Here is a 935-nt window from a genome sequence, read left to right as displayed (position 1 = left end):
GCACCACCCTGATGGTCACCGGCACGCACGGCAAGACCACCACGACGTCGATGCTGATCGTGGCGCTGCAGCACTGCGGCCGCGACCCGTCCTTCGCGGTGGGCGGCGAGATGGGGGAGGCCGGCACCAACGCCCATCACGGCAGCGGTGACTGCTTCGTCGCCGAGGCCGACGAGAGCGACGGCTCGTTGCTGGAATACACGCCCGACGTCGTGGTCGTCACCAACATCGAGACCGATCACCTGGATTTCTACGGCAGCGCGCAGGCCTACGTCGCCGTGTTCGACTCCTTCATGGAGCGGCTCGCCCCCGGCGGCGCGCTGGTGGTGTGCGTCGACGATCCCGGCGCCGCCGCGCTGGCCCGCCGCACCGCCGACCTCGGCATCCGGGTGCTGCGCTACGGGTCGGCGCCGGACGCCGACGCGGCGCCCCTGGCGGCGACGCTGCTGTCCTGGGAGCAACACGGCACCGAGGCCGTCGCCCAGATCCAACTGGCCGCTGAGCTCGACCCCGGCTCGCAACCGCGGGCGATGCGGTTGTCGATCCCCGGGCGGCACATGGCGCTCAACGCGCTGGGCGCGCTGCTCGCGGCCGTGCAGATCGGCGCCCCGGTGGACGCGGTGCTGGACGGGCTGGCCGGCTTCGAGGGCGTGCGGCGCCGGTTCGAACTGGTCGGCTCCTCGGTGCTCGGCCGGGCCACCGACGTGCCGGTGCGGGTCTTCGACGATTACGCCCACCATCCCACCGAGATCAGCGCGACGCTGGCCGCGGTCCGTGCGGTCCTCGACGAGACCGGGCAGGGGCGCAGCATCGCGGTGTTCCAACCCCACTTGTATTCGCGAACAAAGGAATTCGCGAAGGAGTTCGGCGCCGCACTGGACGCGGCGGACGAGGTCTTCGTCTTGGACGTCTACGGCGCGCGCGAGCAGCCGCTG

The 935-nt window shown here is 71.8% G+C and carries 1 protein-coding gene; it reads left to right on the top strand.

The genetic code is table 11. The features are described from left to right. Window positions 1-935, top strand: a 935-nt coding sequence (locus A5714_RS07850) for a Mur ligase family protein (RefSeq protein ID WP_255396703.1), incomplete at both ends; no start/stop codon positions are given.

It is taken from the genome of Mycobacterium sp. E2462, assembly GCF_001672685.1.
Taxonomy (GTDB): domain Bacteria; phylum Actinomycetota; class Actinomycetes; order Mycobacteriales; family Mycobacteriaceae; genus Mycobacterium.
Note: the sequence above shows the minus strand (reverse complement) of the source record. Positions and strands in the feature narration are given on the sequence as shown.